This is a genomic window from Saccharibacillus sp. WB 17 (genome assembly GCF_008634075.2).
Classification (GTDB): domain Bacteria; phylum Bacillota; class Bacilli; order Paenibacillales; family Paenibacillaceae; genus Saccharibacillus; species Saccharibacillus brassicae.
Window position 1 is genome coordinate 36247 of the sequence record NZ_VPFK02000016.1, and the last position, 26382, is coordinate 62628.

General features: G+C 57.6%; 26 protein-coding genes. 25 read left to right on the top strand and 1 reads right to left on the bottom strand.

The genetic code is table 11. The annotated features are described in order from the left end of the window. The first annotated feature begins 20 nt into the window (after positions 1 to 20). The 6 genes from FTE24_RS08315 to FTE24_RS08340 all read left to right on the top strand — a co-directional run bounded on the left by FTE24_RS08315 (position 21) and on the right by FTE24_RS08340 (position 5722). Positions 21 to 866 (top strand): AraC family transcriptional regulator, encoded by an 846-nt coding sequence (locus tag FTE24_RS08315; protein ID WP_150230935.1) that lies wholly within the window; start codon positions 21 to 23, stop codon positions 864 to 866. Between the two features lie 238 nt (positions 867 to 1104). Further along, positions 1105 to 1758, top strand: a complete 654-nt coding sequence (locus tag FTE24_RS08320; protein ID WP_150230933.1) for an SGNH/GDSL hydrolase family protein — start codon at positions 1105 to 1107, stop codon at positions 1756 to 1758. Positions 1759 to 1836: 78 nt separating this feature from the next. Further along, complete coding sequence (locus FTE24_RS08325) at positions 1837 to 2739, top strand: SMP-30/gluconolactonase/LRE family protein (protein WP_150230931.1); 903 nt, start codon at positions 1837 to 1839, stop codon at positions 2737 to 2739. A gap of 751 nt (positions 2740 to 3490) precedes the next feature. Next, positions 3491 to 4090 carry a 16S rRNA (guanine(966)-N(2))-methyltransferase RsmD gene (rsmD, locus tag FTE24_RS08330; protein ID WP_150230929.1) on the top strand — a complete coding sequence of 200 codons (600 nt, stop codon included), beginning with the start codon at positions 3491 to 3493 and terminating at the stop codon, positions 4088 to 4090. Further along, positions 4090 to 4593, top strand: a complete 504-nt coding sequence (coaD, locus tag FTE24_RS08335; protein ID WP_141450545.1) for a pantetheine-phosphate adenylyltransferase — start codon at positions 4090 to 4092, stop codon at positions 4591 to 4593. Before rsmD ends, coaD begins: the two co-directional genes overlap by 1 nt. Positions 4594 to 4696: 103 nt before the next feature. After that, positions 4697 to 5722 carry a SepM family pheromone-processing serine protease gene (locus FTE24_RS08340; protein WP_150230927.1) on the top strand — a complete coding sequence of 342 codons (1026 nt, stop codon included), beginning with the start codon at positions 4697 to 4699 and terminating at the stop codon, positions 5720 to 5722. A 151-nt stretch (positions 5723 to 5873) separates the two neighbouring features. Here FTE24_RS08340 and FTE24_RS08345 read toward each other — a convergent pair whose 3' ends face one another. Continuing rightward, a complete protein-coding gene (locus tag FTE24_RS08345) occupies positions 5874 to 7118 on the bottom strand; it encodes a tRNA(Met) cytidine acetate ligase (protein WP_150230925.1) in 1245 nt (414 codons plus the stop codon). Positions 7119 to 7422: 304 nt separating this feature from the next. Between FTE24_RS08345 and FTE24_RS08350 the strand changes: the two genes are divergently transcribed. The 19 genes from FTE24_RS08350 (at position 7423) to ffh (ending at position 26375) form a co-directional block, all read left to right on the top strand. Next, positions 7423 to 7932, top strand: a complete 510-nt coding sequence (locus tag FTE24_RS08350) for a YceD family protein (RefSeq protein WP_160441697.1) — start codon at positions 7423 to 7425, stop codon at positions 7930 to 7932. Between the two features lie 66 nt (positions 7933 to 7998). Next, positions 7999 to 8172 carry a 50S ribosomal protein L32 gene (gene rpmF / locus FTE24_RS08355; protein ID WP_018975076.1) on the top strand — a complete coding sequence of 58 codons (174 nt, stop codon included), beginning with the start codon at positions 7999 to 8001 and terminating at the stop codon, positions 8170 to 8172. A 399-nt stretch (positions 8173 to 8571) separates the two neighbouring features. Beyond that, positions 8572 to 9144: a transcription factor FapR gene (fapR, locus tag FTE24_RS08360; RefSeq protein WP_037282468.1), complete on the top strand. Its 573-nt coding sequence runs from the start codon at positions 8572 to 8574 to the stop codon at positions 9142 to 9144. A 26-nt stretch (positions 9145 to 9170) separates the two neighbouring features. Continuing rightward, entirely contained in the window at positions 9171 to 10199 is a 1029-nt protein-coding gene (plsX, locus tag FTE24_RS08365) for a phosphate acyltransferase PlsX (protein WP_150230923.1), read from the top strand. Then, entirely contained in the window at positions 10196 to 11185 is a 990-nt protein-coding gene (locus FTE24_RS08370) for a beta-ketoacyl-ACP synthase III (protein WP_150230922.1), read from the top strand. Before plsX ends, FTE24_RS08370 begins: the two co-directional genes overlap by 4 nt. A gap of 84 nt (positions 11186 to 11269) precedes the next feature. After that, entirely contained in the window at positions 11270 to 12205 is a 936-nt protein-coding gene (gene fabD, locus FTE24_RS08375) for an ACP S-malonyltransferase (RefSeq protein WP_150230920.1), read from the top strand. 144 nt (positions 12206 to 12349) lie between these two features. Further along, a complete protein-coding gene (gene fabG / locus FTE24_RS08380) occupies positions 12350 to 13099 on the top strand; it encodes a 3-oxoacyl-[acyl-carrier-protein] reductase (RefSeq protein WP_150230918.1) in 750 nt (249 codons plus the stop codon). A 108-nt stretch (positions 13100 to 13207) separates the two neighbouring features. Beyond that, positions 13208 to 13441, top strand: a complete 234-nt coding sequence (acpP, locus tag FTE24_RS08385) for an acyl carrier protein (protein WP_141449359.1) — start codon at positions 13208 to 13210, stop codon at positions 13439 to 13441. 143 nt (positions 13442 to 13584) lie between these two features. Next, a complete protein-coding gene (fabF, locus tag FTE24_RS08390) occupies positions 13585 to 14829 on the top strand; it encodes a beta-ketoacyl-ACP synthase II (RefSeq protein ID WP_150230916.1) in 1245 nt (414 codons plus the stop codon). A 12-nt stretch (positions 14830 to 14841) separates the two neighbouring features. Further along, on the top strand, positions 14842 to 15531 hold the full coding sequence (gene rnc / locus FTE24_RS08395) for a ribonuclease III (protein ID WP_141449361.1): 690 nt from the start codon (positions 14842 to 14844) through the stop codon (positions 15529 to 15531). A gap of 179 nt (positions 15532 to 15710) precedes the next feature. Next, positions 15711 to 19280: a chromosome segregation protein SMC gene (gene smc, locus FTE24_RS08400; protein WP_150230914.1), complete on the top strand. Its 3570-nt coding sequence runs from the start codon at positions 15711 to 15713 to the stop codon at positions 19278 to 19280. A gap of 67 nt (positions 19281 to 19347) precedes the next feature. Further along, positions 19348 to 20364: a signal recognition particle-docking protein FtsY gene (gene ftsY, locus FTE24_RS08405; protein ID WP_150230912.1), complete on the top strand. Its 1017-nt coding sequence runs from the start codon at positions 19348 to 19350 to the stop codon at positions 20362 to 20364. 184 nt (positions 20365 to 20548) lie between these two features. Continuing rightward, on the top strand, positions 20549 to 21190 hold the full coding sequence (gene trhA / locus FTE24_RS08410) for a PAQR family membrane homeostasis protein TrhA (protein WP_141449364.1): 642 nt from the start codon (positions 20549 to 20551) through the stop codon (positions 21188 to 21190). 240 nt (positions 21191 to 21430) lie between these two features. Next, positions 21431 to 22252 (top strand): hypothetical protein, encoded by an 822-nt coding sequence (locus tag FTE24_RS08415; protein ID WP_150230910.1) that lies wholly within the window; start codon positions 21431 to 21433, stop codon positions 22250 to 22252. Next, positions 22245 to 23003: a hypothetical protein gene (locus tag FTE24_RS08420; protein ID WP_150230908.1), complete on the top strand. Its 759-nt coding sequence runs from the start codon at positions 22245 to 22247 to the stop codon at positions 23001 to 23003. The genes FTE24_RS08415 and FTE24_RS08420 overlap by 8 nt, the downstream gene beginning before the upstream one ends. Before the next feature lie 6 nt (positions 23004 to 23009). Further along, entirely contained in the window at positions 23010 to 23759 is a 750-nt protein-coding gene (locus FTE24_RS08425) for a hypothetical protein (protein WP_150230906.1), read from the top strand. A 23-nt stretch (positions 23760 to 23782) separates the two neighbouring features. Further along, positions 23783 to 24430, top strand: coding sequence for an ATP-binding cassette domain-containing protein (locus FTE24_RS08430; RefSeq protein ID WP_202111802.1), 648 nt, complete (start codon positions 23783 to 23785; stop codon positions 24428 to 24430). A gap of 119 nt (positions 24431 to 24549) precedes the next feature. Continuing rightward, positions 24550 to 24906 (top strand): YlxM family DNA-binding protein, encoded by a 357-nt coding sequence (ylxM, locus tag FTE24_RS08435; RefSeq protein WP_141449365.1) that lies wholly within the window; start codon positions 24550 to 24552, stop codon positions 24904 to 24906. 86 nt (positions 24907 to 24992) lie between these two features. Continuing rightward, positions 24993 to 26375: a signal recognition particle protein gene (gene ffh, locus FTE24_RS08440; RefSeq protein ID WP_141449366.1), complete on the top strand. Its 1383-nt coding sequence runs from the start codon at positions 24993 to 24995 to the stop codon at positions 26373 to 26375. Positions 26376 to 26382: the final 7 nt, after the last annotated feature.

The following is a 26382-nucleotide window of genomic DNA, read 5'->3' on the forward strand; positions in this document are numbered from 1 at the left end:
GATCCAAAGGGGACATAGCGATGGATAGCGCTTACAGACGATATTTGACCGAAAGACGTTATTTTACGGAAATCAAGGATCTCCCGCTGCCGGTCTACATGGAGAGCATCGGCTATAACCCGGATCAAGAAGCCATTTCCCGCCCCAACGGCTATAACTGCTACCATTGGCTGCAAACGGCGGGCGGCAAAGGCGAAATCTCGATGGGCGGCGCCAAGTATTTGCTGGAAGCGGACTCGGGCATTTTGCTGCTTCCGGGCGAAAGCCATTCCTACCGTCCGATCGAGGGCAAATGGGATACGTTCTACATGACGTTCGGCGGACCGCAGACCGGAGCCATCCTCGCGACGCTCGGCCTGCCGGTGTCTTCCTATTACGGCTGGGACCGGGGAGCGGAACTGAGCGGCTTCGTCCCGGCGCTGCTCGGCGGAATCGACAGCGAACGCGATCTGTCCGGGCTGAGCTTCTCGGTGGAGGTATACCGGTTCCTGACTCTGCTCAAAAAAGACGGGCGTGTCAACCGTCTGCCGTCGCTGTCGAACTCCGTCCGCCGGCTCGCTCCCGTGCTGGAATTTCTCGACCGGCATTACGCCGACTCGGATATCGGGCTCGAAGACATGGCGCAGCGCGCCGACATTACGCCCCGTCATCTCAATACGCTGTTCAAGCAGGCGTTCGGGATGACGGCGTACGCGTACCTGATTCTGCTGCGGTTGCGCAAATCCAAAGAAATGATGACGCTGCATCCCCGCATGACGGTCAAGGAAGTGTCGGGCCTGGTCGGCTTCCGCGATGCCAGCCATTTTGTCGCTACGTTCCGCAAGCAGGAAGGCGTGACGCCGGAGCAGTTTCGGACGCTGCATTGAAGGCGGAATACGCGTGACAGAGCCGGAATGACCAAAATAGAGCCGGAATGACAAAAATAAAGCCGCAGGATGAAAGAAAGCTGGCGGAAAATGACGGAAATCGGCAGGAAAAGTAAGCGGCGAACAGGAAACGGTGGAGCCGACCGCGAATTGCTGTACGGAGGTTCGCTTAATTCGAAGTTCGCTTGGTTCGAAAGGCACATCATGAAGTTCACATTCTAAGGAGATGAAACGGCATATGAAATTGAATCGCAACGACAAACTGCTGCTGATCGGAGACTCGGTCACCGATACCGGGCGCGCTTACCCGGTCGGCTACGGGAACGGATTGGGCAGCGGCTACGCATCGCTGGTCGACGCGCTGCTGCGCACCGGCTACCCGGAATTGAACACGCTCGTGCTGAACACGGGTATCGGCGGCGATACCGTTCGCCATCTCAAAAAGCGCTGGCAGAGCGACGTGCTCGACCTGAAGCCGGACTGGCTGTCGATCATGATCGGCATCAACGACGTATGGCGCCAGTTCGACACGCCGGAAGCGATTCAGCCCGCCGTCACGCTGGACGAATACGAAGCGACGCTGCGCGAACTGCTGGACGCCGTGCAGCCGGGGCTCAAAGGGCTGATTCTGATGACGCCGTATTATATGACGGGTCCGGAAGATCCGATGCGCGCGATGATGGATCGCTACGGCGCGGTCATCAAGCGGCTGGCCGGCGATTACGGCGCGGAGCTGGTCGATACCCAGGCCGCGTTCGACCGGGTGGGCCACCATATGGTGCAGTCTTCGCTGTCGAACGGCTGGGATCATGTGCATCCGAATACGGCCGGCAGCATGCTGCTCGCCCGCGGCCTGCTGAACGCGCTCGATTTCGAATGGGAACGGCACTAAACCGATACCGGAACGTTCGATTGGGGTAACTGTATACATACCCACCATACCTGTGCACCCTGCGGAAGGAGAATCGAGATGAACGAATTCAAAGGCATCACACCGGAGCCGGTCTCCGAATACCGGGCGACGCTCGGCGAAGGTCCCAACTGGCTGGAGGACAAGCAGACGCTGATGTGGGTCGACATCGAAGGCAAGCAGCTGCGCTTCTACAATCCGGAGGACGGCAGCGAAGACGTGCACGAACTGCCGGAACGAGCGGGCGCGGCCGTCGGCCATACCGACGATACGGTCGTGCTGGCTGTCGAGAGCGGCTTCGTCTTCTACGACTTGAACAGCCGTCGGCAGACGCCGATCCACGATCCCGAGAACCGCACCGACAACCGGTTCAACGACGGCAAATGCGACGCGGCCGGCCGGTTCTGGGCGGGCACGATGAGTCTTGTCGGCAAAGAGCGCGAAGGCGCGTTCTACTGTCTGGACGGCGATCTGTCGACGCGCCGCATCTTCGGCGACGTGTCCACCTCGAACGGACTCGGCTGGAGTCCCGACGGCACGGTGCTGTACTACATCGATACCGGCACACAGAAAGTCCAGGCGTTCGAATTCGACGTGGAACGAGGCGAACTCGGCGCGGAGCGCACCGTCGTCTCCTTCGACGACGAAGAAGGCTTCCCGGACGGCATGGCGGTCGACGCCGACGGCCATCTGTGGATCGCGCATTACGGCGGCGGCCGCGTCAGCAAATGGGACCCTGCCGCAGGTCTCAAAGTCGGCGAAATCCTGCTGCCTGTCGACAACGTCACCTGCTGCGCGTTCGGCGGCGCCGATTACGGCGACCTGTATATCACGACGGCGATCGACGGCTTGTCCGACGAGCAAAAAGCCGAGCAGCCGCTGGCCGGCGCGCTGTTCGTCTGCCGCCCCGGCCCCAAAGGCCAACCGGCCCACCTGTTCCGGCATACGGGCACGGCGGAGTAAGTCCGATTCGATTACGGGCGCGGCGTACTCGTCGGCAGACCGGGCATCGGAGCAGTCGGCTCGGTAACGGGCGGCTCGTTTCCGACGACGGGGCGAGCCGTTCGACGACGGAAGGTTCGTTTTCGATAACGGATCAAGCTGTCTCGCCGACGGACCGCCGCTCGTCTTCCGAATTCGTTTTCCCCTCCAGGCATCCCGCGCTTCTCTACTAGCTATAGGAGAGACGCGCCGGAAGCCGGAGGTTTTTTTATGTTGAAAAAAAGCTTGGCGCGAATCCCACAACCCGAACCCCAAACCCTTAAACCCCTAAGACCCCACCCTCGAAATTTGAAAATAACTGCTTTTTTCCACTTATTCATACCGGACTCAGGCTTTTTGCAAAAATAAGTGCGACAAAGCAGTTATTTGCGATAAAAAAGCGGCGCAAGCCGGCAAACGAGTCCATTAAGTGGATGAGCGCACCTATTTCGCCAAATCACCTGTTTTTCACCAAAATAACTGTACGCACGCATTTATTTCGGCGAAGACGAAAAAGGAAGCGGCCGATCGGAAGTCGCATGGCGAGTTTTTACGCGCTTAAGGTCTAGCGAAGTCGCATGGCGATCTTTTCCGCGTTTAAAAGGCCGCGCATCGGGGCTGCTACGCGCGGTGCCGAGCCGATTCCCGCCGTTTTACTCGCCGCCGGGTTGTGTTACGATAAGAACTAGCCGACAGACCGGCGCAGCATGCAGAAACGGGAGGACGACAAGGCGTGAGAGTAGTAGCCGGAGAAGCAAAAGGAAGACCGCTCAAAGCGGTGCCGGGCCGAGGAACGCGCCCGACGACCGATAAAGTCAAAGAAGCGATATTCAGCATGATTGGACCTTTTTTCGAAGGGGGAGCGGTGCTTGACCTGTTCGCCGGCACCGGCGGGCTCGCGATCGAAGCGATCAGCCGCGGCATGGAGCGGGCGATCCTGGTCGACGCGGACGCCAAAAGTATCGAAGTCGTGCGCGCGAATCTCAAAGTGACCGGATTCGAGAGCCGCGCCGAAGTGTACCGCAACGACGCCCAGCGTGCGCTCAAAGCGCTGGCCAAGCGGGACGCGGCGTTCGATCTGGTGCTGCTGGACCCGCCTTACCGGATGAAGAACGGCGCGGAGCTGATGCTCTATATGGAAGAAGCCGGCCTGCTCAAGCAGGAAGCGGTCGTGCTGCTGGAATACGAATCGTCGTACGAATATCCGGAAGCGTTCGGCGGGTTCGAGCTGCAGCGCAAAGCCGTATACGGGGAAACCGCTGTCTCCATTTACAACTGGAAGACGCAGCAGGGCGAACAGACACAGCCCGCAGAGGAGGAGTTGGAATCCTGATGGAAAAAGTGACCAAAATCGAACGGATCGCCGTCTACCCGGGAAGTTTCGATCCGGTGACGCTCGGGCATATGGATATTATCCACCGCGCCGCCAAGCAGTACGACCGCCTGATCGTGGCCGTGCTCAACAATTTGAGCAAGAAGCCGCTGTTCACGGCCGAAGAGCGGGCGGACCTGCTGCGCCAGGCCACGGCCGACCTGCCGAACGTGGAAGTGGACGTGTTCCGCGATCTGCTCGTCAACTATGTCGATCAGAAGCAGGCGCAGGTCGTCGTGCGGGGCGTGCGCTCCGTTACGGACTTCGAATACGAATTGCAGATCGCGACGACGAACCGCAAGCTGAACGAGAATGTCGAGACCATTTTTATGATGACCAATCCGCTGTATTCGTATCTCAGTTCAAGCGTCGTCAAAGAAATTTCGCAGTTCAAAGGCGATATCAGCGAACTGGTGACGCCGGAAGTGCGCACGGCGCTATGGGCGAAGCTGCACGGCGAATAGGGCGAATAGATCGTCATACCCATTACCGACAAACGGGCTTCGCGAAAGATGCATATGCACCCTGCGCGAAGCCCGTTCAAGCAGGAGGAGCTGAACGACCTTTATGCCGCAATTCAGGCTGCCGCGTCTTCGGACGCTGGCTTATTTGCTGTGCCTTGCCCTGCTCGTGTACGTGCTCGTCTACATGCCGACGTCGTACACGATCGAGCGGCCGGGCAGCGCCGACGAGATCAAGCCGATGGTCCGCGTAGCGGGGGCCGACCCGGAAGAGAACGGTTCGTTCCTGATGACGACCGTATCGGTCACGTACGCCAATCTGGCGCTGCTCGGCTTGTCGCTGCTCGACGACGATGCCGAGATCGGCAAACGCAATCAGGATCAGGACGACGACGAATACCGGATCACGCAGCAGTATTACATGAACTCCTCGCAATCGTCGGCCGTAGCCGCGGCTTACCGGGAAGCGGGCGTTCCGTTCGACGTCGAGACGGAATACGTCTTTATTACGACGGTGCCCGACCGCGACCCGCAGCAGCGGGAATTCGTGACGGGCGACAAAATCACGGCCGTCGACGGGCAAAAAGTATCCACGCTCGAAGGGCTGCGCAAGCAGCTCGAATCGTATACGGCCGGCGATACGGTCGAAGTGTCGCTGGAGAGGAACGGACGAACGCTGCGGCAGTCGGTAAAACTGGTCGAGATTCCGAACGAAGACGGCACGACGCGCGCGGGCTTTGGCGTCTCGACAGGCGAAGTGATGCGTATCGATCCGGACGATGCGGCCGACGAAGTGATCTTTACGCAGACGCAGGTGGGCGGACCGTCGGCGGGTCTGATGTTCACGCTGGAGATCTACAACCAGCTCACGCCCGGCGACCTGACGCGCGGTTACCGGATCGCCGGAACCGGCACGATCAAGTCGGACGGAACGGTCGGCGAGATCGGCGGCGTGCAGCACAAGATCGTGGCGGCGGAGCAAAAAGGCGCCGACCTGTTCTTCGTGCCGCAGGGCAATTACGCGGAAGCCGAGCTGAAGCTGCGGGAGACGAAGTCTTCCATGAAGCTCGTTCCCGTAGGGACGCTGCAGGAAGCGCTCGATTATATCGACAAAATGTCGGTCAAAGACTGACGTCGCGCCTGGAAAAGACGTCCGCGCACGCAGACGCAAACGCGGACGCCGCAGAGGTGCAAGCCAAAAACGTCCGGGCGCCCAAGCAGCATCCCGGACGCGCGAAAAACGCGAAAAGTCCGCGCAAGTTCTACGGGATTCCTACGAAAAATCAATACTCCGCGATCGGCGGCGCGTAATAATCGGCATACATCTCCCGTACGTCGGGAGACGGGAAAGCCGACGCCTGAACGGCGGAAGCCCGGATATCGAGCTGGAGCTGCGGATGGGGAAAATCCGCGGCGCGGACGACGACCGGCAGCTTCGCCGTTTTTTTCATGCTTTTGAGCAGCTGCCGGCCTGTCGGCGAAAAGCCGAGCACGCGGATATACTGCGGTCCGCGGGCGAGGCTGTCGCGGCCGAACATGGGGCCGCGATGGTTCAGCAGCGCGTGCGCCAGCAGCCGCTGCAGCCGGGTGCGCGTGTAGCGCTTGGTCTTGATCGCGGCGAGCAGCGCCTCCACGCCCGGCACGGGCAGGCGCGGCAGCGCGGCGGCAATGCGGTGTTCCAGGCCCTCGGCCATGCCGGGGACGAGGGCAAGCTCTTCGGGCGGGCGCGTAATAAGCGACGTCAGCAGAGGCTGCGCCAGCGCCTCCCAGCCTTCCGGCAGCATGCGGCCGGCTTCCGCTTCGCGCCGCAGGATGCGCAGCGAAGAAGGCGGCAGGTACGGGGCGGCCTCGTTCAGGCCGCCGGCGCCGCGGGCGAGCGCCGCGCGCACGGCGGTGGCGCTTGCGATCGCGCCGCCGCCCGGCAGGCCGGCATCGTGATAGCCGGCCTGTTCGCGCCGCACGGCGAGCGGCGCCATACCGCTTGCGAGCCGGCGCAGCGCAAGCACGTAATGCAATCCGAGCGTATCGTTCGGATTGCCCAGCAGGGCGGCGGCCGCGGCGGAATCGCCGCCGCCCTGCTCCTGGGCCGCCCTGGCGTAGGCGGCCGGGAAGCTCAGGCCCTCGGCCAGGGCCTGGCGCAGCGCTTCGCGCAGAGCCGGCGATTCGCCGGCCTGCATGCGCGAAGCCAGATCCAGCAGCGGCGCGATCTCGCCGCTCTCGCTGCCGAAGCAGACGCTGTCCACGACGCCCGAGGCGTCCAGCAGCGACACGGCACCGAAAGCGAACCATTCCGCCGGCTGGAGCGCGTACAGCACCGGCAGCTCCAGCACGAGGTCCACGCCGGCGGCAAGCGCCATTTCGGCCCGGGCGCGCTTGGACAGCAGCGCCGGTTCGCCGCGCTGCATGAACGGTCCGCTCATGACGGCGACCGAAGCTTCGGCGCCGGAAATATCGAGCGAACGGCGCAGATGAAACAGGTGGCCGTTATGGAACGGGTTGTATTCGACGACCAATCCGACCGTTTTCATATAAAGATCGGGTCTCCTCCCTTAACAAGTCAGAAAATATATGGTAGAATGAAACTTCGTCCGGCAGATCCCGGAACTTTTTTTACGCTGCGAACGGGAAGACCGCAAGGAACGTGCCGTCCAGGCGCGAACCGCACGAGCGCTTCTCCTAGCTTACACGCGCAAAAGCTTTGGCGAAAGAGACAAATCGCTCTCTAAGCCGCGGCCCGCGCCGAAAAGGGCGTAAATGAAAAATACTTGACTGACGGTTGACAAAACCAAAGATAAGTCGATATAATAACTTTGTTTGTTTGGAGTGATGAATATGCGTCTGCATTTGCGCAGAACGATTCAAAACGGTGAACCGGTTGTTCTGGAAGGCAGCGTGCCGATCGAACAATCGATCCAGGGTCGTACCGACGTGCTTTCCGCCGCTCCCGTTCAAGCCGATTTGACGGCAATGCCGTCGATGGACGGAACGGTAGGCGTAAGCGGAACGCTGAAGGGACATTTGGACATGGTTTGCTCGCGGTGCCTCGAACCGGCTCGTATCGAATTGAACATTCATTTCGAAGAGCGGTTCAAGAAGCGCGAAGAGAATGAAGCGGACCTTGAAGACGACGAGGACATGATCCTCACGGACGACGACGTTTTCGAGCTGACGCCGTATCTGGAAGAGTACGTGACGCTCGGCGTGCCCAACGCGCCGCTCTGCAAAGAGGACTGCAAAGGGCTCTGCCAGACGTGCGGAACGAACCTGAACGAAACGGCCTGCGGCTGCGACAATACGGTAATCGACCCCCGGCTTGCCGGGCTCAAAGATTTCTTTAAGTAAGCGCAGGATGTCCAGCACAAACATCCGGCCTTCGGGCCGGTTGACTTGAATAAGGAGGTGTTAAACATGGCAGTACCTCAACGGAGAACGTCCAAGACGCGCCGCGACAAGCGTCGCACGCATTTCAAGCTGGCGGTGCCGGGCATGGTGAAGTGCGAACAATGCGGAGAGCTGAAGCTGGCTCACCACGTATGCAAAGTTTGCGGAACTTACAAGTCCAGAGAAGTTATTTCTCAATAAGCGATCGCTTCGGCGGTTCCGAAAAAGCCTCGCCGCCCGGCGGGGCTTTTTTTTATGTCCTTTTATAAGGCCTTTTTTATCCCTCTTTTGATGTCGGGGCTGCGCTTTTTTGCGGCGTGCCAAGAAGGGGCGGCAGGCAGGAAGCGCGTGCCCCTTTCCTTTTGCGGGAGAATGATTTATACTAGCGGTTAGTACCAGGTTCTAAAATTTTTCGCGGCGGACCTACATAGAAGCGCACAAGAATGCGCGGCCTTCGCGAAAGAGTCGATTCAAAGGGGAAGCGGCCCGGCAGCGGGCGCGAATAATCGGATCAAGCGGGTGGGAAGGCGGCGTTCGGCGCCGCTTTGCCGCTCGCGCAAGTTTTACCCAGCATACGGGCGGCATAAGGAGGAGACCGGCATCGAACGTTTACCGAAACGGCAGCGCCAGCAGAGACTCGTCGAATTGATCGACGAGAATCCGTTCGTAACCGACCGGGAACTGACCCGCCGCCTCAAAGTCAGCATTCAGACCATTCGCCTCGACCGGATGGAGCTCGGCATTCCCGAGCTCCGCGAGCGGATGAAGCTGATGGCGGAACGGTCTTACGACCAGGTGCGGTCGCTGGCTGCGGAAGAAGTGATCGGCGACATTATCGATCTTCAGCTCGACCGAAGCGGCATTTCGATCTTCGAGATCCGCGACGAACATGTATTCAGCCGCACGCAGATTGCGCGCGGTCACCATATTTTCGCCCAGGCCAACTCGCTGGCCGTCGCGGTCATCAACGACGAGATCGCGTTGACCGCCTCGGCAGATCTGCGCTTCGTGCGCCCGATCCATCTCGGCGAGAAGTGCATCGCCAAAGCGTACGTCCGGAGCAGTCCGGGCAAGGCGGGCAGAGCCAAGGTCGAAGTGCTTTCCTATGTCGGGGAAGAGATGGTATTTCAGGGAAACTTCATCATTTACCGGTCCGACGACAAGAACCGGTAGGCGGTTACGACGAGGAGGACGCGGACATGATTATTGCAATAGACGCCATGGGCGGCGACCACGCCCCCGAGAGCACGGCGGCCGGAGCGCTTGCGGCCGCGGCCGAATGGAGCGATCTGACGATCCGGCTGGTCGGCGAAGAATCGAAGCTTGCGCCGCTGATCGGCGCGGGGCTGCCCAATCTTCATATCGTCCATGCGGGCGAAGTGATCTCGGGCGAGGACGAACCGGTCAAAGCGGTACGCCGCAAAAAGGACGCTTCGATGGTCGTGGCCGGACGGATGGTCAAGGAAGGTCTTGCGGACGCGATGATCTCCGCCGGCAACACCGGCGCGCTCATGACGACGGGCCTGCTCGTCGTCGGACGCATGAACGGCGTGGAACGTCCGGCGCTCGCGCCGATGATCCCGACGCTCGACGAGAGCGGGCAGGGCACGCTTGCGCTGGACCTCGGCGCCAATATGGACGCCAAGCCCGAGCATCTGGCGCAGTACGCGCTGATGGGCAGTCTGTACCGCGAGAAGGTACACGGCATCCAGCGTCCCAGAGTGGGCCTGCTGAACGTCGGCACCGAGCCGGGCAAAGGCAACGAGCTGACCAAAGCGGCTTATCCGCTCATCGCCGAACTGCCGATCAACTTCGTCGGCAACGTCGAAGCGCGCGACATTCTGGAAGGCGTCTGCGACGTGCTTGTCTGCGACGGATTCGCGGGCAACATTTTGCTCAAAGCGCTGGAAGGCACGGCCGGAGCGGTATTCAAGCTGCTCAAGCAGGAATTGACGTCTTCGTTCAAGGCGAAGATCGGCGCGGCGCTCGTCATGCCGCAGCTGCGCGGCCTGAAGTCCAAAATGGATTACAAGGAACACGGCGGCGCTCCGCTGCTCGGATTGAACGGGCTCGTGATCAAGGCGCACGGTTCGTCGGACGCCGAAGCGATCAAAAACGCGGTGCGGCAGGCGAGAACGGCGATCGAACACCGGCTCGTGCCGAGCATCTCGGCAAGTATGGAACACGTAAATCAGCAAATCAGCGGGAAGAGAGTGACGGATCAATGAAGAACTTACGGCCGGTCGGCGTGATCGGAACAGGCAAATATGTGCCGGAGCGCATTTTGGACAACGCAGAGCTTGAGAAAATGGTAGATACGAACGACGAATGGATCGTCAGCCGGACCGGAATCCGGGAGCGCCATATCGCGGCTCCGGAACAGGCGACGTCCGATCTGGCGTACGAAGCGGCCGTTCAGGCTTTGGCCGCGGCCGGCATGACGGCGGATCAACTTGATCTGATCGTCGTGGCTACCGTTACGCCGGACACGTCGTTCCCTTCGACGGCCTGCATTTTGCAGGACAAGCTGGGCGCCAAGAAAGCGGCGGCTTTCGACCTCGGCGCGGCCTGCTCCGGGTTCGTGTACAGCCTCGCGGCGGCGACGGGATTTATTCAGAACGGCATGTACAATAATGCCCTCGTGATCGGTGCCGACACGCTGTCGCGCATTACCGATTACACCGACCGCAACACCTGCGTGCTGTTCGGCGACGGCGCGGGCGCGGTCATTCTCGGCGAAGTGCCGGAAGGACGCGGCTTCCAGTCGTTCGATCTCGGCGCCGAAGGCGCGGGCGGCGGCCTGCTTCAGCAGGCGGCGGGCGGTTCGCGCCTGCCGGCTTCGCAGGAGACGATCGACCAGCGCCTGCATTTCATTCAGATGAACGGACGCGACGTATTCAAGTTCGCGGTCCGCATCATGGGCACGGCCACCGAGGAAGTGCTGCGCAAAGCGGACATGACCAAAGACGATATCGACCTGTTCATTCCGCATCAAGCGAACATCCGGATTATCCAATCCGCGATGCAGCGGCTTGACCTGTCGGAAGATCGCGTCATGATCAACGTGGACAAGTACGCCAATACGTCGGCCGCCTCGATTCCTCTGGCGCTCGTCGAAGCCTACGAACAAGGCCGGATCAAAGAAGGCGACCGTGTCGTCATGGTCGGCTTCGGCGGCGGCTTGACGTGGGGCGGAGCGGCATTGATCTGGTAAGCACTGATCGGGCAAGCAGCATTGTACCGGTCGGGTAAGTACCGGTCGGGCAAGTACCGTTCAGGTAAGGGAGGAGCATTCACGATGGGTAAAATAGCATTCGTATTCCCCGGACAGGGCGCGCAGAGCGTGGGCATGGCCCGCGACGCGTACGACGCGCTGCCGGCAGCCCGCGCGCTGTTCGAAGCGGCGGACCGTACGCTCGGATTGCAGCTGACGAAGCTTGCGTTCGACGGACCGGTTGAAGAACTCAAGCAGACGGCGAACACGCAGCCTGCGCTGCTGACGGCAAGCCTTGCGCTGCTGGAAGCGGTCAAGGCGGCAGGCATCAAGGCGGATTACGCGGCCGGGCACAGCCTGGGCGAATACAGCGCGCTTGCCGCCGCCGGCATTCTCTCGTTCGAAGACGCCGTATCGACGGTCCGCGCCCGCGGACAGTTCATGGAAGCGGCCGTTCCGGGCGGGCAGGGCGCGATGGCGGCCGTGCTCGGCGCCGATCGCGACCAGCTGACCGCGCTGTGCGCGGACATTTCTGCGGCGGGAACGGTCGTCGAGCCGGCGAACCTGAACTGCCCCGGACAGATTGTCGTGTCCGGTTCGGCCGAAGGCGTCGCGGCGCTTAGCGCCCGCGTCAAGGAAGCCGGCGCCAAGCGCGCGATCGCGCTGGAAGTCAGCGGACCGTTCCATTCGTCGCTGATGAAGGAAGCGGCCGAGCGGCTCGGCGAGGCGCTTGCGGACGTTCAGTTTCACGAAGGAGCTTTTCCGGTCGTGGCCAACGTCAGCGCCCGCCCGGTCAGCGGCGCACAAGCGCTGCGGCAGTCGCTCGTCAGCCAGGTGTATTCGCCGGTGCTGTGGGAAGACAGCGTCCGGTGGCTGATTGCCGAAGGCGTCGATACGTTCGTCGAGATCGGTCCGGGCAGCGTATTGGCCGGCCTGATCAAGAAAATCGACAAATCCGTCCGGATTTTCAGCGTGAACAGTCTCGAAAGCGCGGATGCGCTGGCCGAAGCGCTGGCCTAGGCAAAACTCCGGCTGATCGAATGAAACCCCGTGCGCGGCGGACGCGTAAAGCTTCCGTCCGGACACGGATCTTATTTTCCGGGACGCGCCCTTTCCGTTCGCCGATCGTCGGCCGGGCAGGGCGCGCCCAAGCGGGAGGTTAACATGGAACAGTCAATCAAGGGGCAGAACGCTCTCGTGACGGGCGCTTCGCGCGGCATCGGCCGGGCGATCGCGCTTGAACTGGGACGCCGCGGCGCAAACGTGGCGGTCAACTACGCCGGCAACGAAGCGGCGGCGCTCGAAGTGGTGCGCGAGCTCGAAGCGCTCGGCGTCAAAGCGGCCGCGTTCAAAGCGAACGTGGGCAAAAGCGCCGAAGCGGAAGAGTTGGTCAAAGCGGTGGCCGCCGCATTCGGCAGCCTCGACATTTTGATCAACAATGCCGGCATTACCCGCGACAATCTGGTGATGCGCATGAAGGAAGAAGAATTCGACGACGTGATCGAGACAAACCTCAAAGGCGTGTTCAACTGCATCAAAGCCGTAAGCCGGCCGATGATGAAGCAGCGCTCGGGCCGGATCGTCAACATCTCGTCCGTCGTGGGCACGATCGGCAACGCCGGGCAGGTCAACTACACGGCGGCCAAAGCCGGCGTGATCGGCATGACCAAGTCGTGCGCGCGCGAATTCAGCAGCCGCGGCATTACGGTCAACTGCGTGGCGCCCGGTTTTATCGACACGGATATGACCGACGTATTGTCGGAAGAACTCAAAGCGGGACTGCTCGCGGGTATCCCGCTGAACCGTCTCGGCCGTCCGGAGGAAGTCGCGACGGCCGTCGCTTTTCTGGTTTCGCCCGACGCTTCGTACATGACGGGACAAGTCCTTCATGTCGATGGCGGCATGTACATGTAAACCATCGCTGGCAGGGGTTGTAAACCGCTTGTTTGCAAACCCTGCTTCAAACAGTGGCATTTTGGCGGAGCTTCTCGTATAATACCTTTTGAAGAGGAGGTGAATCGGATGTCTGATGTAATGGAGCGCGTAACGCGCATCGTCGTGGACCGCCTTGGCGCCGACGAAGCGGAAGTTACGCCAACGGCTTCTTTCAAGGAAGATCTCGGAGCGGACTCGCTCGACGTGGTTGAATTGGTCATGGAGCTGGAAGACGAGTTCGACATGGAGATCTCTGACGAAGACGCAGAGAAGATTACGACCGTAGGTGATGTTGTAAGTTATATACAATCTCATACCTAAGGGCGTTAAAGAGTCCCGCTCCGCGCTTTTTCATAAAGCCGGCTCGGGACTTCTCCTTCATTTAGGGAACAATTAGGGATCGAATAGGGAATAAATAATCAGAACTCCCGTTAGCGGGATTCGCAGATATAGAGGTGACCCATATGGAACAGCAGCACAGAGTAGTCGTTACCGGTATGGGAGTCGTGACTTCCCTCGGCAAGGACGTGGAAACGTTTTGGAACAGTTTGCTCGCGGGCAAATCGGGTGTCTCGAAAATCGAGAGCTTCGACGTCAGCGAGTATCCGACGCAGATTGCCGCGGAGATTCACGACTTCAATCCCGAAGACTATGTGGAACGCAAGGAAGCCCGCAAGATGGACCGCTACGTGCAGTTCGCTTACGCGGCCTCCACGCAGGCGCTGCAGGACAGCGGCCTGAAAATCGGCGACACCGTCGAAGCGGAACGGATCGGCGTCATCGTCGGTTCGGGCATCGGCGGACTCGGTACGTGGGAAGACCAGTTCACGACCCTGCTGCAAAAAGGGCCGAAGCGGGTCAGCCCGTTCTTTATCCCGATGATGATCGCGAACATGGGCTCCGGCGACGTCTCGATCAAGCTCGGCGCCAAAGGCCCGAACACGTCGGTCGTTACGGCCTGCGCGACCGGCACGCATTCGATCGGCGACTCGTTCAAGCTGATCGCGCGCGGCGATGCCGACGCGATGATCTGCGGCGGCGCGGAAGCGACGATTCGTCCGACCGGTCTGGCCGGTTTCTGCGCCATGCGCGCCATGTCGACCCGCAACGACGATCCGTCCAAAGCGAGCCGTCCGTTCGACAAGGAACGCGACGGATTCATCATGGGCGAAGGCGCCGGCGTGTTCGTGCTCGAATCGCTGGAGCATGCCGAGGCGCGCGGTGCGCGCATCTACGCGGAAGTGGTCGGCTACGGCCTGAGCGCGGACGCGCACCATATGACCGATCCCGATCCGGACGGCGCGGCACGCTGCATGAAGATGGCGCTCAAGAGCGCCGGACTGCAGCCGGAAGACCTGGATTACATCAACGCGCACGGCACGTCCACGCCGGCAGGCGACCTGTCGGAGACCAAAGCCGTCAAGATGGCGCTGGGCGACCACGCGTACAAAGTGGCGGTCAGCTCCACCAAGTCGATGACCGGGCATCTGCTCGGCGCGGCCGGCGGCGTGGAAGCGGTCATCTGCGCTTTGTCTCTGGACAACCAGATCATGGCACCGACCATCAACATCGAGAATCCGGACGAAGCGTGCGATCTCGACTACGTGCCGAACACGGCGCGCAAAGCCGAGCTGAACGTCGTCATGTCCAATTCGTTCGGCTTCGGAGGCCATAACGCTTCCGTCATTCTCAAAAAATTCGAAGCGTAAGGAGCCGGGACGTTGAGCGGAGATCTGAAACAACTGCAGCAAAAACTAGGAGTCCAGTTTGCGGATAAGCCTCTGCTTAAACAGGCTTTCACGCATGCGTCGTATGTCAATGAACACCGGTTCAGTCAGCATCATGACAATGAGCGGCTCGAATTTCTGGGCGACGCGGTCCTGGAGCTGACGGTGTCGGAATTTCTCTACAATCGGTATCCCGGCCGGCCGGAAGGCGAACTGACCAAGCTGCGCGCCGCGATCGTGTGCGAGCCTTCGCTGGTCAAGTTCGCGGAAGTGCTGAATTTCGGCTCTTACGTGCTGCTCGGCAAAGGGGAGGAACTGACGGGCGGCCGCAGCCGTCCGGCCCTGCTCGCGGACGTGTTCGAATCGTTCGTGGGCGCGCTGTACCTCGATCAGGGGCTCGAAGCGGTACGGGGATTCCTCGACCGCTACGTATTCCCGCAGGTGGCCTGGGATGGCAAACTGCAAATGAGCGACTTCAAGACCGAACTTCAGGAATTGACCCAACATCACAATCTCGGCGTGCTCGAATACCGGATCGTGGAAGAACGCGGACCGGCGCACGAGCGGGAATTCGTGTCCGAAGTGTACATGGGCGAACGCAGCTTGGGCCGCGGGAACGGACGTTCCAAAAAGGAAGCCGAGCAGCAGGCTGCGGCTGCAGCGTTGGAAACGCTAAAACTGTAGCTACAAAAAAAGAGCAAAGAGCGGCCGCATGCTTGACTTCGGGGATCTGCAAGTCTGCCCGTGCCGCTTTTTGCTCTTTTTCGTTGTAAAAGAAAAGGCCGCCGCGTTTGCGGCAGGCCGCACGCACCTCGAACGGGAGAACAGCAGGATCAACAGGAAAGGGGAGGTGAGCAGCGGTCATGTATCTGAAACGGATCGAACTCGCCGGATTCAAATCGTTCGCCGACAAAACGGAAATGGAATTCGTCCGCGGGATTACCGCGGTTGTCGGTCCGAACGGAAGCGGGAAAAGCAATATTTCCGATGGCATCCGCTGGGTATTGGGGGAACAAAGCGCCAAAAGTCTGCGCGGCGGAAAGATGGAAGACATCATTTTTGCCGGCAGCGATGCGCGCAAGGCAGTCAATTACGGCGAAGTGTCGCTGACGCTCGATAACGCCGATCAGGTGCTTCCGCTCGATTTTTCGGAAGTCACCGTCACCCGCCGCGTCCACCGCAGCGGAGACAGCGAATACCTGATCAACCGGCAGCCCTGCCGGCTCAAAGACATCACCGAGCTGTTTATGGATACCGGCATCGGCAAAGAAGCGTATTCGATCATCGGGCAGGGGCGGATCGAAGAGATCCTCAGCACGCGTTCCGAAGATCGGCGCGGCATTTTCGAAGAAGCGTCGGGCATCGTCAAATATAAATCGCGCAAAAAAGAAGCGAACCGCAAGCTTGCGGATACGGAGCAGAACCTGCTGCGCATCCACGACCTGGTTACCGAACTCGAAGACCAGATCGGACCGCTCAAAGCGCAGGCCGACAAAGCGCGGCGTTACAAAGAGCTCAAGGAAGAACTGCAGGGCAAAGAGATCTCGCTGTTCGTCTACCAGATCGGCGAGATTCACGAAGCGTGGACCGAGGCGTCGGAGAAGCTGGCGGAGCTTGAGCGCCAGCGCGAACGGCTGTCGGCGATCGTGGAAGAGCACAATCTTACGCTCGATACCGATCGCCAGGCGCTGCGCGCCGCGGAGAACGAGATCGAGGAGCTGCAGGGCCGCCTGCTGCGCTACAGCGAGCTGTCCGAGAAGTCCGAAGGCTACGCGCAGCTGCTCGAAGAGCGCCGCCGCAACCTGGAGCAGTCGCGCGAGCAGCTGAAGGAAGCGATCGAGAACGAAGGCGAACGCTTCGACCAGCGCAAGCAGGAAAGTTCGTTTGTGCAAAACAAGCTCGAGGCGGCGCGGCTGGAACTTGACCATCTGCGGACCGAACTGTCGGCGGAACAGGCCAAGCTGACCGGCTTGACCGAAGGGATCAGCCACGAGCAGGAAGAATCGCTCAAAGGCGATCTGCTGGAGCTCATGAACAAAATGGCGCAGACCCGCAACGAAATTCGTTACGCGGATCAGCAAAAGGAAGGCGTCATGCGGCGCATGAACCGCGTCGACGAAGAATCCGGCCGCTGGGAAGCGGAGAAGAAGCGCCTCGACGGGGAGCACGCCGAACGCAAAGCCGCTCTGGAACAACTCACGGCCGACATTGCGGCGCTGCGCCGCTCGTACATCGAAGAAAGCGAGAAGCTGCACGCGCTGCAAAAAAACGCGGCGGACAGTTCGGCTTCGGCGCGCAAATGGGAACAAAAGCGCGAATCGCTCGTCTCCCGGCGCGATACGATGCAGGAGATGCAGGAAGATTTCGAAGGCTTCATGGTCGGCGTCAAAGAAGTGCTCAAAGCTTCGCGCAGCCGCAGCCTCGAAGGGGTGCACGGCGCGGTCGCCGAATTGATCACCGTGCCCCAGAAGATCGAGACCGCGATCGAGACGGCGCTCGGCGCTTCGCTGCAGCATATCGTCATGGAGAACGAAGCGCTGTCCCGCAAAGCGATCGGCTATCTCAAGCAGCGCCAGCTCGGGCGCGCCACGTTCCTGCCGCTCGACGTTATCCGTCCGCGGCATATCTCGGACAGCGACAAGCGCGCGGCCGCTTCCGCCGGCGGATTCGTCGGCATCGGCGCCGAATTGGTCGAAGCCGACGAACGGTATGCCGGCATCGTCGGCAGCCTGCTCGGCGGCCTGGTCGTGGCCGAGACGCTCGAAGACGCGAACGTTATCGCGTCGCGGCTGAATTACCGTTACCGCGTCGTGACGCTGGACGGCGACGTCGTCAATGCCGGCGGTTCGATGACCGGCGGCAGCCAGAACCGGCGCGGCAGCAGCCTGCTCGGACGCAAGCGGGTGCTGGAGCAGCTCGAACGCGAAATCCGCGACAGCGAGCGCGAGATTACGCGCCTGACGCGCGAAGAACGCGAGAACGGCGAATTGGCCGTTCAAAGCGAACAGCGCCTTGGCGAGCTGCGCGAACGCGGCGATACGCTGCGCGCCGATCAGCAGCGCCTGGACGGCGAGCTGAAGCAGACCGAGCACGGGCTGCGCCACGTGAACGAGCAGTTCGCGCTGCACGGCGAAGAGCGCTCGGGCTATGCGGAAGAGCTGGAAAGCGCAGGCGAAAGCCGCAAAAAAGCGGAAGCGAAGCTCGCGGAGCTGGAAGCCGAAGAAGCGGCGACCCGCCAGTCGATCGCCGCAGCGGAATTCGCGCGCAAAGCGAGCGAATCGGCCAAGGAAGAGCTGCAGGGCACGCTGACCGAACTGCGGGTCCGGGAAAGCCGGCTCGTGCAGGAGACGGCGTCGCTCGAAGAGCGGCTGGGCCGATTGGGCGAAGAGACCGGCACGGTGTCGAACCAGCTGGCCGACCGGCGCAAAATGCTGCGCTCCGCCGAAGCGGAACTTGCGGCGAACCGCAAAAACGCCGAAGAGCATGTGCGCGAACTGCAGGAAGCCAAAGAGCTCAAAAGCGTAACGCAGGAAAGGCTCGAAGAAAAGCGCGGCGAACGCGCCGAGCGGCAGCGCAAGCTGGAAGAACGCGAGGGCGAGACGCACAAGCAGCGCAGCGAGCTGAAGACGGTCGAAGACCGGATTCGGCACACGGAAATTCAGGCCAACCGGCTTGACGTGGAGCTGGAGAATACGCTGCAAAAGCTGGCGGACGAATACGGCATGGGGTACGAGCTGGCGAAGCAGCGGCACGAACTGCCGGAAGATCCGGAAGCGGCCCGCCTCGACGTCCGGGAGATCAAGCGCAAGATTGCGCTGCTGGGCGAAGTGAGTCTCGGCGCGATCGAGGAATACGACCGGGTCAGCGAGCGCTACGAGTTCCTGAACGAGCAGAAAAACGACCTGATGGAAGCCAAGGCGCAGCTGTACCTCGTCATTCGCGAGATGGACGAAGAGATGTCCAAACGCTTCAAAACGACGTTCGACGCGATCCGCCGGCAGTTCGGCACGGTATTCGCCAAGCTGTTCGGCGGCGGGCGGGCCGATCTGGTCCTGCTCGATCCGGATAATCTGCTGGAGACGGGTATCGACATCGTCGCCCAGCCTCCGGGCAAAAAGCTGCAAAACCTGCAGCTGCTGTCGGGCGGCGAACGCTCGCTGACCGCGATGGCGCTGCTGTTCGCCATTCTGCACGTCAAGCCGGTCCCGTTCTGCGTGCTGGACGAAGTGGAAGCGGCGCTCGACGAAGCGAACGTGACGCGGTTCGCCCAATATTTGCGCGAATTTGCGGAGCAGACGCAGTTTATCGTCGTGACGCACCGCAAAGGCACGATGGAAGAAGCGGACGTGCTGTACGGCGTCACGATGGAAGAAGGCGGCGTCTCCAAGCTCGTGTCGGTCCGGCTCGAAGACGAAGAGATCAGCATCGCTTAATGCTTAATAACGGACAGATTGAAGCAAGTCTCATACGGAAGCCTATTACGACTGGAGGAAGTCAAGCATGAGCTTTTTTCGCAAATTGAAAGAAAGTATCGCGGGCAAGACCGACGCGGTAACCAAACAGTTCAAAGACGGCCTGGAGAAAACGCGCAAAGGCTTCGTGGAGCGCGTATCGAACCTGATGGTTCGCCGCCGCAAGATCGACGAAGAGTTTTATGAAGAGCTGGAAGAGATTCTGATCGGAGCCGACGTCGGCGTCAATACGGTCATGGAACTGATCGACGACCTGCGCGTGGAAGTCAAGAAGCGCCGCCTGAACGACGCCAGCGAGCTGCGCCCGGTATTGTCGGAGAAACTGATCGGCCTGCTGCGCGGCGAAGAAGACAATTCGCTCAACATGAGCGCCGACGGTCCGACCGTCATCTTGTTCGTCGGCGTCAACGGCGTCGGCAAAACGACGACGATCGGCAAGCTCGCGCACAAGTTCAAAAACGAAGGCAAAAAAGTGCTGCTCGCCGCAGGCGATACGTTCCGCGCCGGCGCGATCGAGCAGCTTGAAGTGTGGGGCACCCGCACCGGCGTCGAAGTCATCAAGCAAAATCCAGGCTCCGACCCGGCCGCTGTCATGTACGACGCCGTGCAGGCCGCCAAGCAGCGCCGCGCGGACGTGCTGATCTGCGACACCGCCGGACGGCTGCAGAACAAAAGCAATCTGATGGACGAGCTGAACAAAATTTTCCGCGTCATCCAGCGCGAGATCCCGGGCGCGCCGCACGAAGTGCTGATGGTGCTTGACGCGACGACCGGACAGAACGCGCTCAGTCAGGCCAAGCTGTTCGGCGAGAAAAGCGGCGTAACCGGCCTCGTGCTCACCAAGCTCGACGGCACGGCCAAAGGCGGCATCGTCGTGGCGATCCGCCAGGAACTGAACATTCCGGTCAAACTGGTCGGTCTCGGCGAGAAAGTGGACGATCTGCAGGAATTCGATTCCGAACAGTTCGTGCACGCGCTGTTCGCCGGCCTGATCGAAGAAGAGTTGATCGAAGAAGAAGACGGGGAACCGCGGCAGCCCGAGTAATCGGACGTGCCGGCCGGTCGATCTCCGAAGAGTGACGCGCAGCCGAATTTTTCGCGCTGCGCGTCTTTTTTGGCTGCCGAGCGCGGGGATGCAAGGTGGCAATATGCGGCGCAAGCCTTTATAATCGAAATATGATATTTATGAAAACGACGCATGGTTTGCAAGAATAAGGAGGAATGTCCGCATGGCCAATACGCATACGTATTCCCGCCGCGAAGAAGTAGCCAACGCCGTCACGCACGGGATCGGAGCCGCGCTCAGTATTGCCGCGCTCGTGCTGCTGATCGTGTTCGCGAGTACCAAAGGCACGCCCTGGCATATCGTGAGCTTTACCATTTACGGCATTACGATGCTGCTGCTCTACCTGAGCTCGACGCTCGTGCACAGTTTCCCCGAAGGCAAGGTCAAAGATTTCTTCGAGTTCATGGACCACTCCTCCATCTACTTGTATATCGCGGGAACGTACACGCCGTTCATGCTGACCGCCGTTCGCGGACCGCTCGGCTGGACGCTGTTCGGACTCGTCTGGGGCATCGCGATCGGCGGCGTTATCTTCAAAGCCTTTTTCGTCAAAAAGTTTCTGTTCATGTCCACGCTGTTCTACCTGCTGATGGGCTGGCTGATCGTGCTCGCCTGGGGCGCGCTGACCCAAGCCATTCCTGTCGAAGGCATTCACCTGCTCGTCGCGGGCGGCCTCATGTACACCGTCGGTACGATCTTTTACGTCTGGCGGGCTTTTCCTTACCATCACGCGATCTGGCATTTGTTCGTGCTGACAGGCAGCATCCTTCATTTCTTCTGCATTTTGATGTATCTGCTGCCGTAAATTTCATTTCAATAGAATCGGGTTTTCATAAACCGAATCAAGAAGCCGGAAGATCAAATCGGCTTCTTTTTTTATTTATTATTATTAATTTAAAATACAATATTAGATTCGTGTTATAATTTAATTACTTTTTATTGTGCATTCTAAAATCATTTTCTTTTCTGTATGACCTGAATCGACAAGAAGCGAGAGGTTGACTGGCTTACTTCTCGCTTTTCATTTGAAAAGAGGGGTGGTTCTGTGTTCGTACAAGATTTAAAACGTGGCCTTTTCAATTTAAGGTTTCTTTTTGTTTTTATGGTTTCGGTCTTGCTCTTCTTCGTATCCGATTATCAAAATATTTTTTCGATCGCTACATTCGCTGACTTAAAAGCGGCGGACTTGGCGGGGGAATCAAAAGCTGTACATTTTATTGAATCAAACGGGCATAACAAGTATCAAGTTTGGCTTCAAAGTTTTCAATTCACTTATTTTTTGTTTCCTCTACTGGTTATTCTCCCTTATTCCACGATTATGTTCACGGAACGTACGACTCGTTATTTTATTTTTATAAAAACCAGAATGACACAAGCGAGTTATATCAGACAAAAATTTTGGGGCGTTTTTTCGGTTGGCGGTTTGAGTATTTTTGTTCCGGAAGTTTTTTATTACTTCGTTCTTTCTCTTCTTTTTAAAAGTGAAAAATTAAGTGATCCTTTGTTTACGCCGATGGGTCCTTTGGCTTCATGGTTTGAAACTTGGCCGGAATTGTATGTATGGAGCGTGATGGGCTTTCACTTCGTATTGGGAGGGGTGTTTGCCGTATTCGGTTTGATGTTTTCGCTATTCGTTAAAAAGAAGGCGGCCGCTTATTTGCTTCCGTATTTGGCTCTTCTTGGAGCGAGTATCGGGTTTGAAGCTTTTCTGGGATGGTTTTCTTCTTCACCGCTCCAATGGATTCAGTTTATGTATAGCTATCATCTGGAAGAGCAAACGCTTGCGATTTGGCTTTTTGTTTTATTGGCAGCGTCAAGAGGGATCATTGAAGTGAAGCTGAGAAGGATGCGGCGATTAAATGGATAACTTATGGAATATCCCAATGTTAAAGGCTCAATTCGAATCCAAATTTTTTGACCGGAAAATGATACTGTTGATCCTACTGGAAATGACTTTAATCGGTTTGGCCTTTGTTTACTTGATGAAAAATCCGCAAGACGAAACGGAACCCTCTTATTTTACCGATTTAATGACTTTGATCTTGAATAATCCGTATATCCAACTCGCTTTTTTTATTCCTTTCTTTTTAATGTTTTTGTATGAGGTGTGTGAAGAGTGGTCGGGCAAAGAAAACATGATTGTGCGTTTTGCCAGCCGCCAACATTGGATTTTTCATATGATCGTAATTTTCTTCTCTTTTGCAACGCTTTATGCCTTTATATTTCTCGGGGTGCTTGCCGCTTTTTGTTACGTTCTATTAGGAGGGCCGGTGATAGGGGGACCCGTTTTGTTTCTGCTCGTGTTTCGATACTGGTTTAGTGTTCTGACGATTGCTTTTGTCTATTTGCTTACTTATCGTTTTGTTCCGCGTAACAAACCTGTTGTCGCGATCTTAACGAGTATGATTGTGATTTTGATCAATCATTTGCTTCATTTTTCCTTTTTGCAGCATTGGGTTCCGTGGTTATCTTTCAATGTTACTTATGTGCGCGGGTTCGAAACAGAATCGATTGGATGGACGGATATTTTTTGGACGCAGGCCAGCTCGATGAGCTTTGTCGCGCTTGCGATGATCGTACTATGGGCAACGATACATAAAATGCAATTTACGGAGTGAGTAAGTATGCTATGGAACGGCGTAAAATACAACTTAAGTTCTTTAGGATGGAGCGTATACCTGCAGTTGGGAGTGCTTTCTTTTTTTTTGCATCTGTTTACTATTCAATATTTTAAAGTTGAACAGGAGAACGAACTTTTTGCTTTTCACAATGGTTGGCATGTTGAAGGTTCTATCGGCGTTCTGTTGGCGGTACATCGGCTTTTTCCTTATTTGTGGTTTGCATTTGTTTTGGATTCTTATGTGGAACATGGATTACAAAATAGGGCGCCAAGCCTTGTTGCTCGGTTACAAAGTTTTAAAGTATGGATGTTGAGTCATATTTTCGCAGTGTTTTTGCTCGTTTTTTTCTATACAGTCATCATGAACATGATCGGATATTTTTGCTTCGCTTTGCTGGGAACGGGGAGTTCGGGCACGCATACTGGAGGGGCTTGGATCGGTCTAAGCTTGCTTCAGGTTTTTGGATTAGGTGCTTGCAGCTTGCTGCAAATCGGTATTCGATTACTTTCTCCGGTGACGGGGAGCTCGGTTCTTTTTTTGCTGCTGCTCTATTTATTTAACGTCTATGCGCATCCCATTTATATGCTTGGAGGCCACGTCGTTTCAAAAAGTTATCTCACTTTGGAAGGATTAACACAATCCGGCTTTGTTTTTATCGGTGTGCAGTTTCTTTTTATCGTGGCTTGTACATTCGGTCTTTGCTTTTTGGCTCAGCTAAGAAAAATCAGATTAAGTGTTGGAAAAGAACTTTGAAAATTTGAATGTGGAGGGTAAGTATGGGCGACACGATAATTGTAGTTAAAAAGTTGAGTAAATCGTTTAAAGGAGAAGCTGTTTTGAAGTCGCTTGATTTGGAACTGGAAGCGGGAAAATGTTACGGATTCACCGGAAAAAACGGAAGCGGGAAATCTGTTTTTTTTAAACTGCTGCTGGGTCTTATTCTTCCGGATCATGGAGAAATTCATTTTTGGGGAAAAAAGCTTGGTAAAGAAATCGACTTCGCTCCAGACGCGGGAGTTATGATCGAACATCCGGGATTTATCGAAAACTATTCCGGGTTCAAAAACCTGAAGTATCTTTCAAAAATAAAAAACGTAATAGACGATGCCCAAATCAAAGCAAGCATGATCCAAACCGGGCTTGATCCCGAAAGTAAAAAAGCGGTCAAAAATTATTCTTTGGGTATGAAGCAGCGGCTTGCTCTTGCACAGGCCATTATGGAAAATCCGAAAATATTGGTGCTGGATGAACCGATGAATGGGCTGGATGAAGAGGGCGTACATGAAATCAGGACACTTCTAATAGAAAAAAAGCAGCAGGGGACGACTTTGTTGATTTCCAGCCATATCGCGGAAGACATTCAATCCCTATGCGATGAAGTATACAAGTTTGAGAAGGGGCAGTTATTTCCTTCAAATGAGTAGATTAAACAATCCTCAAAGATGTTAAGCGTTAACGCTTGACATCTTCTTTTGTTTTCGATATGATAATGAACGTTGATTGATGTGTAAAGTGTTTGGCCTTGACGAGAGGAGCGTTCCGGATGAGTCAGGACAATCGTCTGGAAAAGACGAATCGAATCAACCTGCTGTTCGCTTTTTACGAGCGCTTGCTGACGGAGAAGCAGCAGACTTTTCTGAAATATTATTTCCACGACGATTTCTCGCTCGGCGAGATTGCCGCGGAATTCGAAATTAGCCGCCAGGCGGTGTACGAACATATCAAGCGTGCGGAGCAGACGCTGGAGAATTACGAAGCGAAGCTCGAACTGCTGCGTCGGCACGAGAGCCGTATGCAGGAGATCCGCGAACTGGAAGCGATGTCGTTCGACGACAAGCTGCCGGAAGAGACGCGCAGCAGGCTCGGAACGATCTCGGGCAATCTGCAGGCTCTGGAATAGCGGTACGCGCACGATCTTGCAAATTCGATAAATGAGCGCCTTTCGATATATAATAGTAGAGAAGTGATCGAAACGGGGGTGAACCTATGGCATTTGAAGGATTGACAACGAGGCTCCAGAACGTTTTCGGCAAACTTCGGGGAAAAGGCAAAGTATCCGAAGAAGACGTAAACGATGCGATGCGCGAAGTGCGTCTGGCTCTGCTGGAAGCGGACGTCAACTTCAAGGTCGTCAAGGACTTTATCGGCAAAGTGAAGGAAAAAGCGCTCGGTAAGGAAGTCACCGAGAGCTTCACGCCGGGCATGGTCATCATCGACATCGTCAATAAGGAATTGACGGATCTGATGGGCGGCACGCAGTCCAAGCTGAACAAAAACACCCGGCCTCCTACCGTCATCATGATGGCGGGCCTGCAGGGCGCCGGCAAGACGACGACGACCGGCAAGCTTGCGAAGATGCTGCAAAAGCAGGGCAGCCGGCCGCTGATGGTCGCGGGCGATATTTATCGCCCCGCGGCGATCAAGCAGCTTCAGGTGCTCGGCGAGCAGCTGAACGTTCCGGTGTTCTCGCTCGGCGACCAGGTCAGTCCGGTCGAGATCGCCCGCAAAGGTCTGCAGGAAGCGAAGGACAAAGGCCATGACTACGTCATCATTGATACGGCAGGCCGCCTGCATATCGACGAAGAGCTGATGGACGAGCTGAAGCAGATCCATACGGAGACGAAGCCGGACGAAGTGCTGCTGGTCGTGGATGCCATGACCGGTCAGGACGCCGTCAACGTCGCCCAGAGCTTCAACGAACAGCTGTCGCTGACCGGCGTCGTGCTGACGAAGCTTGACGGCGATACGCGCGGCGGTGCCGCGCTGTCCGTCAAAGCCGTGACCGGCTGTCCGATCAAGTTCATCTCGCTCGGCGAGAAACTGGACGCGCTCGAGCCGTTCCACCCGGAGCGGATGGCTTCGCGGATTCTCGGGATGGGCGACATGCTGTCGCTGATCGAGAAAGCGCAGGCCGGAATCGACGAGAACAAGGCGAAGGAAATGGAGCGCAAAATGCGCAACGCGGAATTCACCTTCGACGATTTTCTTGAGCAGATGGAGCAGGTCAAGCAGCTTGGCCCGCTCGATCAGATCATGGACATGATCCCGGGCATGAGCAAGATGAAGCAGAAGACCGACATGAAGGTCGACGACAAGCAGGTCGGTCGGATCGAAGCGATCGTGCATTCGATGACGAGCGTGGAGAAGCAGACGCCGGACGTGATCAACTACAGCCGTCGCAAGCGGATTGCGGCAGGCAGCGGAACGTCGCTCGCCGAAGTGAACCGCTTGATCAAGCAGTTCGACGAGATGAAGAAGATGATGAAGCAGCTCTCGGGCATGATGGATTCCAAGGGCGGCGGCAAGAACAACAAGGCTATGAAGCAGATGCAAAAAATGAGTAAGGGCATGCGTTTCCCGTTCCGTTAAGCCGGAA